At 70.1% G+C, this 9821-nt stretch carries 8 protein-coding genes; all 8 read left to right on the plus strand.

The window, feature by feature from the left end; all coding sequences use genetic code 11:
- Position 1: 1 nt before the first annotated feature.
- The gene (mraY, locus tag VGV13_07970; protein ID HEV8641019.1) at positions 2-1084 is read left to right on the plus strand and encodes a phospho-N-acetylmuramoyl-pentapeptide-transferase; all 1083 of its coding nucleotides are present in this window, start codon (positions 2-4) and stop codon (positions 1082-1084) included.
- 183 nt (positions 1085-1267) lie between these two features.
- Positions 1268-2671, plus strand: coding sequence for a UDP-N-acetylmuramoyl-L-alanine--D-glutamate ligase (murD, locus tag VGV13_07975; protein HEV8641020.1), 1404 nt, complete (start codon positions 1268-1270; stop codon positions 2669-2671).
- Between the two features lie 167 nt (positions 2672-2838).
- The gene (gene ftsW / locus VGV13_07980) at positions 2839-3936 is read left to right on the plus strand and encodes a putative lipid II flippase FtsW (GenBank protein HEV8641021.1); all 1098 of its coding nucleotides are present in this window, start codon (positions 2839-2841) and stop codon (positions 3934-3936) included.
- The gene (murC, locus tag VGV13_07985; protein ID HEV8641022.1) at positions 3929-5329 is read left to right on the plus strand and encodes a UDP-N-acetylmuramate--L-alanine ligase; all 1401 of its coding nucleotides are present in this window, start codon (positions 3929-3931) and stop codon (positions 5327-5329) included. Before ftsW ends, murC begins: the two co-directional genes overlap by 8 nt.
- Entirely contained in the window at positions 5323-6201 is an 879-nt protein-coding gene (gene murB / locus VGV13_07990) for a UDP-N-acetylmuramate dehydrogenase (GenBank protein HEV8641023.1), read from the plus strand. Before murC ends, murB begins: the two co-directional genes overlap by 7 nt.
- A complete protein-coding gene (locus VGV13_07995) occupies positions 6194-7066 on the plus strand; it encodes a cell division protein FtsQ/DivIB (GenBank protein HEV8641024.1) in 873 nt (290 codons plus the stop codon). The genes murB and VGV13_07995 overlap by 8 nt, the downstream gene beginning before the upstream one ends.
- A 26-nt stretch (positions 7067-7092) precedes the next feature.
- Entirely contained in the window at positions 7093-8316 is a 1224-nt protein-coding gene (ftsA, locus tag VGV13_08000) for a cell division protein FtsA (GenBank protein ID HEV8641025.1), read from the plus strand.
- A gap of 213 nt (positions 8317-8529) precedes the next feature.
- Positions 8530-9684: a cell division protein FtsZ gene (ftsZ, locus tag VGV13_08005; GenBank protein ID HEV8641026.1), complete on the plus strand. Its 1155-nt coding sequence runs from the start codon at positions 8530-8532 to the stop codon at positions 9682-9684.
- Positions 9685-9821 lie beyond the last annotated feature (137 nt).

Here is a 9821-nt window from a genome sequence, read left to right on the forward strand (position 1 = left end):
AATGCTATACCACTTGCTCGTCCCGCTGGCGAAGGACCACATCGTCTTCAACGTCTTCCGGTACCTGACGTTCCGGTCGCTGATGGCGCTCATCTGCGCGCTGATCATCTCGCTGGTGATCGGGCCCTGGATCATCCGGCACCTCCGGGAGATGCAGCGCGAGGCCGACACGATCCGCGAAGACACGCCGGACAGCCATCGCCTGAAGAAGGGCACGCCGACCATGGGCGGGCTCGTGATCGTCGGGGCTCTTCTGCTGTCGACGCTCCTCTGGGCGAACCTCACGAACCGCTACGTATGGGTCGTGGTGCTGGCCGTGACGGGCTTCGGCCTCATCGGGATGTGGGACGACCTCCGGAAGCTGCGCACCCGCAAGGGCCTCTCGGCGAGGACGAAGTTCGGCCTGCAGCTGGCGCTGGCCTTCGCGCTGCTGCAGATCGTCTTCTGGCAGCCGGAGTCGAACGGCTGGGCGCCGGTGCTGCCGATCCCCTTCCTCAAGGGCTGGCTCCTCGATCTCGGGTGGTGGTGGATCCCCTTCGCGATGCTGGTCATCGTCGGGGCCTCGAACGCGGTGAACCTGACGGACGGCCTCGACGGCCTGGCGATCGGGCCCGTCATCATGGCCGGCGGCGCCTTCGGCGTCATCGCCTACCTGACCGGCAACTTCCGGGCGGCGGATTATCTAAAAATCCTGAACGTCCGGGGCGCGGGCGAGCTGACGGTCTTCTGCGGGGCGCTGATCGGGGCGGCCATCGGCTTCCTCTGGTTCAACTGTCATCCGGCCCAGGTCTTCATGGGGGACGTGGGCTCACTGGCCTTGGGCGGGGCCATCGGCACGCTGGCCGTCCTGACGAAGTCGGAGCTGCTGCTGCCCCTGGTCGGCGGGCTCTACGTGCTGGAGGCGGCCTCGGTGATCATCCAGGTCGCGAGCTACAAGCTCACCGGCCGGCGGGTCTTCCGGAGAGCGCCGCTGCATCACCACTACGAGCTGGCCGGCTGGGCCGAGCCGAAAATCGTGGTGCGCTTCTGGATCGTCTCCTTCGCGCTGGCGCTCCTGGCGCTGTCCACGCTCAAGCTGAGATGAGGGACGTCGCATGAGACATCCAGTGTCAACCCCACAGTCGAACGCGCTTCCTCGAGCGCCGGCTTCGCCGGCGCAACCCTCTGGGGTGGCTTGGAGGGGGCCGCGCGGTCCCTTCCGACCAGGGATTTCGGCGGGGGCCGTCGCGCCCGGGGGGCGCGCCTGTGAAGTCGCCCCCTCCGACCTATGAGCACGCTGGAAGAAGCCGACGTGGCCACCCGGGGCGGGATCTATCTGGCGGGCTTCAAGGGTCGCCGGGCGGCCGTCGTCGGGCTGGCCCGCAGCGGAGTGGCGGCGGCGCGGCTGCTGCACGCGATCGGGGCCCGCGTGATCGCCACCGACACCAAGTCCCTGGACGCGCTCGGTCGCGAGGTCCGCGAGCTGCAGACGCTCGGCGTGGGTGTGCTGGTGGGCGGCACGCATCCCGAAGCGGTCCAGGGCGCCGAGCTGGTGGTGGTGAGCCCCGGCGTGCCGCTCGACTCGCCGCAGCTGGAACCGGCGCGGTCGGCCGGCGTCCCGATCCTCGGCGAGCTGGAGCTGGGCTGGCGGGCGATGGAGGCGGACACGCTGGCCATCACGGGGACCAACGGCAAGACCACCACCACGACGCTGACCGGCGCGCTCCTCGGCGAGCAGGGCCGGCCCGTCCTCATCGCCGGCAACATCGGCACACCGCTGGCCGCGCGCGCGCTGGACTTCCCCGCCGACGGCCTCGCCGTCTGCGAGGTCTCCAGCTTCCAGCTCGAGACGATCGAGACGTTTCACCCGCGGGTGGCGGTCGTGCTCAACCTCACGCCCGACCACCTGGACCGGCACGGAAGCTTCGAGGCCTACGTCGAGGCCAAGGCCCGCGTCTTCCTCAACCAGACGGCCGCAGACTGCGCCGTCCTCAACCGGGACGACGAGGCCACGCGCGCGCTGGCCGTCCGGACCAGGGCCGCGGTGGTGTGGTTCAGCCGCCGCCGGGCGCTCGACCACGGCCTCTTCGTCCGCGACGGCTGGATCGTCGCCAAGCTCAACGGCGCGGTCGAGCAGGTCTGCCCGCTGACCGACATTTTCCTGCGCGGCGCCCACAACGTGGAGAACGTGCTGGCGGCGACGGCCTGCGCCCTCTGGACGGGGATCGCGCCGGAGACGATCCGCCGCGGCATCGCGCGCTTCCGGGGCGTTCCGCACCGCATCGAGTTCGTCCGTGACTTCAAGGGCGTGCACTACTACAACGACTCCAAGGGCACCAACGTCGCCTCGACCATCAAGGCGCTGGAGAGCTTTTCCGAGCGCATCGTCCTCATCGCCGGCGGCCTGGGCAAGGGCCAGGACTTCATGCCGCTGGCCGTGGCCGCGCACGGTCGTGTCGGCCACGCCGTGATCATCGGTCAGGACGGCCCGAAGATCGCCGCGGCGCTGGAGGCGGTGGGAATCCCGGGGACGACGAGCGTCTCGCTGGAGGCGGCGCTGCACGCGGCCCGCGCGGTATCGCAGCCGGGCGACGTGGTGCTGCTCTCGCCTGCCTGCGCGTCCTACGACATGTTCGACAATTTTGAGCACCGCGGCGACGTCTTCAAGGGCCTCGTGGGAGGCCTGGCCTGATGGCGGGAACGCTGACGCCTGCCCGGACAGGGGGTTTCGAGCGCCGGCTTCGCCGGCGCAATCCTCCTGGGGGAGGCTTCGGAGGGGGCCGTCCAGGCCCCCTCCGACGAGAATCGGTGGGGGGGTCTGGGGGAGGAGCGGCGAGCGCTCCCCCCCAGAGCAAGTAGATGCCGAGGAAGCTGCAGCCAGACATGTGGCTGCTGGGCGTGGCGGTGCTGCTCCTCTCGGTCGGGGTGGTGATGGTGTACTCCGCGAGCGCCATCGTCGCCGCCGATCGCTTCCTCGACCCCTACCTGTTCCTCCGCAAGCAATTCTTCTGGGCGCTGCTGGGCGGGGCATGTCTGTTGGCCGCGCTGCGGCTGGACTACCGGCGCCTGGAGCGGCTCGGCTGGCCGATCCTGATCGCGGCCGGCGTCCTGCTGGTGCTGGTCCTCGTCCCCCCGCTGGCCCAGCCGATCAACGGCACGTGGCGCTGGCTTCGCCTCGGTCCGATCTCGTTTCAGCCCGCGGAGCTGGCCAAGCTCGCTCTGGTGATTTACCTGGCGGCGTTCCTGGCCCGCAGGCGGGCGGGGCTCGACGATTTCTGGCGCGGGCTCCTGCCGCCGCTGGCGGTGGCCGGCGGCCTGGCCGCGCTGATCCTGCTGCAGCCGGACCTCGGCAACTCCTTCACGCTGATCGCGGTCACGTTCGGGCTGCTCTTCCTGGCGGGCAGCCGCATTCAGCACCTCCTGCTGATCGTGGCCGCGGCGCTGCCGTTCCTGGTGCTGGCGGTCGGGCTGGCGCCCTACCGGCTGCGCCGCGTCACTACCTTCGTCGATCCCTGGGCCGACCCGCGCGGCAGCGGCTTTCAGATCATCCAGTCGTGGCTGGCGCTCGGCAGCGGCGGCCTCTGGGGCCGGGGCATCGGAGAGTCCAAGCAGAAGCTCTTCTATCTGCCCGAGTCGCATACCGACTTCATCTTCGCCATCATCGGCGAGGAGCTGGGCTTCGTCGGCGCCGCCGCCGTCATCGCCCTCTTCGTCGTGCTGATCTGGCGGGGGCTGCGCATCGCTCTGCGGGCGCCGGACCCGTTCGGTGCCTATCTCGCGCTGGGCATCACGCTGCTCATCGCCACCCAGACGCTGGTCAACGTGGGCGTCGTCACCGGGCTGCTGCCCACCAAGGGGCTGCCGCTGCCGTTCATCTCGTTCGGCGGCTCCGCGCTGCTGGTGACGATGGCCGCCACCGGGGTGCTGGTGAACATCTCCCAGCATGCCAATGTTTAAGCGCTACCAGCAGATCCACTTCGTGGGCATCGGCGGCAGCGGCATGTCCGGCATCGCCGAGATCCTCCTGAACCTCGGCTACCGGGTGACCGGCTCCGACCAGAGGCGGAACGAGGCGGTGGAGCGGCTCGAGCAGCTCGGCGCCAAGATCTTCACCGGTCACGACGCCGCGCACGTCGAGGGCGCGCACGTCGTGGTCTACTCGTCCGCCGTCTCTCGCGACAACATCGAGGTGCAGGTGGCGCGCCAGCGCGCGATCCCCACCATTCCGCGGGCCGAGATGCTGGCCGAGCTCATGCGCCTGAAGTACGGCGTCGCCGTCGCCGGCACCCACGGCAAGACCACCACGACCTCCATGATCGGGGCCGTCCTGGCCGAGGGGCGCTATGACCCGACCATCGTGGTGGGCGGTCGGGTCACCAGCCTGGGCTCCAACGCCCGCCTGGGGCAGGGCGAGTTCCTGGTCGCCGAGGCCGACGAGTCCGACGGGTCCTTCCTCAAGCTTTCGCCGACGATCGCGGTGGTCACGACGATCGATGCCGAGCACCTCGACCACTACGGCACGCTGGACGCGATCCGAGAGGCTTTCGTCGCCTTCGTCAACAAGGTCCCGTTCTACGGCGCCGCGGTCCTGTGCCTGGATGAGCCGAACATCCAGATGCTCATCCCCCGCCTCGACAAGCGCGTCATCACCTACGGCCTCGAGTCCGGCGCCGACCTGGTCGGCCGCCGGCTGCACCTGGCCGGCCTCACGAGCCAGTTCGAGGTCTACCGGCGCGGCGCGCTCCTGGGCGGGTGCAGCCTCCAGGTGCCGGGACGCCACAACGTCCTCAACGCGCTGGCGGCCATCGGCGTCGGGCTCGACCTCGAGATCCCGTTCATCACGATCCAGAAGGCGCTGGCCGGCTTTGCGGGCGTCCAGCGCCGTTTCCAGGTGCGGGGCCGGGCGGCCGGCGTGACGGTGGTCGACGACTACGGCCATCACCCGGCCGAGATCCGCGCGACGCTGGCCGCCGCCAAAGCCGGCTTCGATTGCCGGGTCGTCACCGTCTTCCAGCCGCACCGCTACACGCGGACCTTCCACCTCCGCCAGGAGTTCCTCACCGCGTTCAACCAGGCGGATGTCCTGTTCGTCATGGATATCTACCCGGCGGGTGAACCGCCCATTCCGGGCGTCAGCGCCGAGGACCTGGCGGAAGGGATACGCGCTCACGGCCACCGCGACGTGACGTACCTCGGCAACGACCGAGCGCGCCTGGTCGAGCACCTCGTGCAAATCACGCGGCCCGGCGACCTGGTGCTGACGCTGGGCGCCGGAGACGTGGGCCAGATCGCTCCGGATCTCTTGCTCCGACTCGAGGCCGACTCGCTCCGAGGGAGGACCACATGCTAGGAGAAATCCGGGGGGAAGTCCGGTTCAAGGAGCCGCTGAGCTTCCACACCTCGCTGCGCATCGGCGGCCAGGCCGACATCTTCATCGTGCCTCAAGATATCGACGACATCCGTCACGCGCTGCTCTTCGCCGAGCGCGAGCAGCTGCCGGTGATCGTCATCGGCGGCGGCAACAATTTGCTCGTGCGCGACCGTGGCGTGCGGGGGGTCGTGCTCAAGCTGGAAGGTTGCCTGGGGCGTACCGACTTCCACGGCGAGGAAGCGGTGGCGGGCGCGGGCGCCAGCCTCTCGGCCCTCATCCGCGAGGCCGCCGCCCTGAACCTCGGCGGTATCGAGTGCCTGATAGGCATTCCCGCCACCATCGGCGGCGCGCTGGCGATGAACGCAGGGACCCACGACGGCTCTATCGGCGACTTCGTCTCCGCCGCCTACTTCCTCTACCCCGACGGCACCCTGGGCGAGTTCAAGCCCAACGCGGGCGCCTTCACCTACCGCGCCTTCCATTTCCCGCGGGGCGCCGTGCTCGTCGGCTGCCGGCTGCGCCTGGCCCGGCGGCCGCTCCAGGAGATCCAGAAGGACATCAAGCAACGGCTCAAGGTGAAGAAGGCGACGCAGCCGTTGGCCCTGGCTTCGGCGGGCTGCGTCTGGAGGAACCCGCCCGGCGACTTCGCGGGGCGGCTGATCGAGAAGGTGGGGCTGAAAGGCAAGCGGATCAACGGGGCCGAGATCTCGTCCAAGCACGCCAACTTCATCGTCAACCGCGGCGGCGCCACGGCGGCCGACGTCCAGGCGCTGATGGAGCTCACACGCGAGCGGGTGGAGACGCAGTTCAGTCTCCCGCTCGACACCGAGATCCGGATCATTGGTGAGTAGGAGGGGGCTCGTCTCCCCGCGGGGCGGCGGGATGGCGCTCACCGATCTGGGGGAGCGCTCGGCGTTCATCGCGCGGCAACGGCTCGGCCGCCCGGGCAGCAGAGGGCGGCGCGAACGCCCGCGCCGGCTCGCGCGGTGGGCGCGCCGGGTGGGGTTCCTGGCCGCCGCGCTGCTGGTGCTCGCGCTGCAGGCCCTGGCCGTGCACTGGGTCTTCACGACGCCCCGTTTCGCCATCACGGCCGTCGAGGTGCGCGGCGCCGCCCGCGTGCCGACCGAGCGCATCCTGGACGTGGCGGGGGTGGCGCCGGGGACGAACCTCTGGCGGGTCGACTCCGACGCCGTGGTCGGCCGGCTCGAGGCGCTGCCCGAGATCCGCCGCGCGGAGCTGATCCGCGAGCTGCCCGGCCGCGTCACCATCCTCGTCGAGGAGCGCCGCCCGTTCACGCTCGTGCACGGCAACCGGCTGCACTGGATGGACGAGGAGGGCCGCGTGCTGGGCGAGGAGCGCCAGGCGGTGGTCCCGCCCGTCCCGGTCATCACCGGTCTCACCGAGGACGAGGTGGCGACGATGCGGACCGAGCCGTCCCCGAAGGCCCGCGCTGCCATCGCGCTCATCCGGACGCTGCTGCGGAGCGGCAGCCCACTGGCCGCCGCGATCTCCGAGATCGACATGAGCCGGCGGGAGGGGCCGGTCCTCTGGACGGTGGACGGCATCGAGGTGCGGCTGGGCACGGAAGACTGGGAGGAGCGCCTGGCCCGCCTCGAAGGAGTCCTGTCGCAGGTCGCCAGCGAGGAGGGCGCGGTGAGCGCCATCGATCTCAGGTTCCGCGACCAGGTGGTGCTCAAGAGAGGAGGCCAGGGATAACGCGCGCCAGGGCGAAGGACCTCATCGTGGGCCTGGACGTGGGAACAACCAAGATCTGTGCGGTGATCGCGGAGCCGAACGGGGCCGGCGGGATCGACGTCATCGGCGTTGGAGCCGCCCCCTCGCGGGGACTCCGCAAGGGCGTCGTCGTCAACATCGACGCTACGGTGGAGGCGATCAAGCAGGCGGTCGCCGAGGCCGAGCAGATGGCGGGCTTCGAGGTCTCCGGCGTGTACGCCGGGGTGGCGGGCGGCCACATCCGCGGCGTGAACAGCCGGGGCGTCGTCGCCGTGGCGGGCAAGGAGCGCGAGGTGAGCCCGATCGACGTCGAGCGCGCCGTCGAGGCGGCCCGCGCGATCAACCTGCCGCAAGACCGCGAGATCATCCACGTCCTGCCCCAGACGTTCGTCGTCGACGATCAGGATGGCATCCGGGAACCGGTGGGCATGTCGGGTGTCCGCCTGGAGGTGGAGGTGCACATCGTCACCGGGGCCATCACCTCCATCCAGAACGTCGTCCGGTCCGTCAACCGCGCGGGACTGGCCGTGCACGACATCGTCCTCGAGCCGCTGGCCTCCGCCGAAGCCGTCCTCTATCCCGACGAGACGGAGCTGGGGGTCGTCCTCATCGACATCGGCGGCGGCACCACCGACGTTGCCTGCTTCCGCGACGGCGCCATCTGGCATACGGCCATCCTGTCCCTGGGAGGCGATCACGTCACCAACGACATCGCCGTCGGGCTCCGTACGCCGGCCGCCGACGCCGAGGACCTCAAGCGCCGCTACGGCTGTGCGCTGACGGCGCTGGTGTCGACCGAGGAGACGATCGACGTGCCCTCGGTCGGCGGGCGCCGGCCCCGCCGGCTCTCACGCCAGATCCTCTCGGAGATCGTCCAGCCCCGCGTCGAGGAGATCTTCACGCTGGTGGCGCGCGAGTTCGGCAAGGCCGGCTTTCACGACGCCGCCACCGCCGGCGTGGTGGTCACCGGGGGCACCGCCATCATGGAGGGGGTGCCCGAGCTGGCGGAGGCGGTCTTCGACCTGCCGGTCCGGCGCGGGCTGCCGGAAACGGTCGGCGGTCTCGCCGACGTCGTGAAGAGCCCCGTCTACGCCACCGGCGTGGGGCTCGCGCTCTACGGCGCGCGCGCCCGCCAGGACGCCGTCGACAGCGGCGGTCCCATCGCGATCGAGGGGAGCGCGGTCGGTCGTCTCGCCCGCCGGCTGGCGGGTTGGTTCGGTGAGATCTTCTAGTGCCGTTCCAACTATTCGCGCCTAGGAAGGCACCGTGTACGTCGTTCGTGGACAGATTTAGTATCAACAAGTTGGAACGGCACTAGGCTGGGTCGCATGCATCGTGAGGTGCGACAGCCGACACTCTTCGACCCGCAGTGCGAGCCGCAGGGGGGACGCGGGGTGGGTGAGGCACCCCCCAGGCGAGCCCATGATCCGACAAGGGAGGGACGGATGGAAAGGGAACGCGGACGGCGCCTGCTGTTCGAGCTGGACGAGGCTCCCCAGGCGGCGAAGATCAAGGTGATCGGGCTGGGCGGCGGCGGCAGCAACGCGGTGAGCCGCATGATCGCCGCCGGGTCCGGCGGTGTCGAGTTCATCGTCGCCAACACGGACAACCAGGCGCTGCGCGCCTCGCCCGCGCCGATCAAGCTTCAACTGGGGGCCAAGCTCACCCAGGGGCTCGGGGCGGGCTCGAATCCTCAGATTGGGCGGGATGCCGCGCTCGAGGACCCGGAGCAAATTACGCGGCTGCTGGAAGGCGCCGATATGATATTCATCACCGCCGGCCTCGGCGGCGGCACCGGCACCGGAGCCGCGCCCGTGGTCGCCTCGCTGGCCAAGGACCTGGGCATCCTGACCGTCGCCGTCGTCACCAAGCCCTTCCACTTCGAGGGACGCAAGCGCATGCAGCAGGCCGAGGCGGGCCTGGACGCGATGCGGGGCGTCGTCGACACGCTCATCACGATCCCGAACCAGCGCCTGCTCTCCGTCGTCGATCGCGGCACGCCGCTGGTCGACGCCTTCCGGGTCGCCGACTCCGTCCTGCAGCAGGCGGTCCAGGGCATCTCCGACCTCATCCTGGTGCCCGGGCTCATCAACCTCGACTTCGCCGACGTCCGCACCATCATGTCGGGCATGGGGATGGCGATGATGGGCACCGGGGTCGGCCACGGCGAGCACCGCGCGATCGACGCCGCCCAGAAAGCGGTCGCCAGTCCGCTGCTCGACGACTCCTCCATCGAGGGTGCCAAGGGCATCCTGATCAACTTCACCGGCGGCGCCGACCTGTCGCTGCACGAGATCGAAGAGGCGGCGCGCATCGTCCAGGAGGCGGCGCACGAGGACGCCAACATCATCTTCGGCGCGGTCATCGACGACGGGCTCAAGGACGAGGTGCGCATGACGGTCATCGCCACGGGCTTCAGCGAGAAGCGGGAAGTGTTGATGCCGGGCGGCAAGGTCGTCGACCTGCCGCGGGGCAGCCGCTCGCCGGCCCTGGCCGGCGCCGGCGCCTGGCGGCGCCGCGACCTGCGCGCCGAAACCGACGACGGGCCGGACGGCGGCGATCTGGACGTGCCGGCGTTCCTGCGCCGTCAAGCCGACTAGTGCCGTTCCAACTATTCGCGCCTAGGAAGGCACCGTGTACGTCGTTCGTGGACAGATTTAGCCCCGATCCGAAATTCTTTTGGCGAGGAATGTGCGGAAACGCGGCGTCGGTAGCGGCCGTGGCCAGCGTGGGTACG

Source organism: Candidatus Methylomirabilota bacterium (assembly GCA_036001065.1).
In the GTDB taxonomy this organism is placed as follows: domain Bacteria; phylum Methylomirabilota; class Methylomirabilia; order Rokubacteriales; family CSP1-6; genus MNEF01.

What these genes read in the sequence shown, in the direction of transcription:
- mraY (HEV8641019.1), top strand. Translation starts at nt 2, where the DNA reads ATGCTATACCACTTGCTCGTCCCGCTGGCGAAGGACCACATCGTCTTC.
- murD (HEV8641020.1), top strand. Translation starts at nt 1,268, where the DNA reads ATGAGCACGCTGGAAGAAGCCGACGTGGCCACCCGGGGCGGGATCTAT.
- ftsW (HEV8641021.1), top strand. Translation starts at nt 2,839, where the DNA reads ATGCCGAGGAAGCTGCAGCCAGACATGTGGCTGCTGGGCGTGGCGGTG.
- murC (HEV8641022.1), top strand. Translation starts at nt 3,929, where the DNA reads ATGTTTAAGCGCTACCAGCAGATCCACTTCGTGGGCATCGGCGGCAGC.
- murB (HEV8641023.1), top strand. Translation starts at nt 5,323, where the DNA reads ATGCTAGGAGAAATCCGGGGGGAAGTCCGGTTCAAGGAGCCGCTGAGC.
- ftsZ (HEV8641026.1), top strand. Translation starts at nt 8,530, where the DNA reads ATGGAAAGGGAACGCGGACGGCGCCTGCTGTTCGAGCTGGACGAGGCT.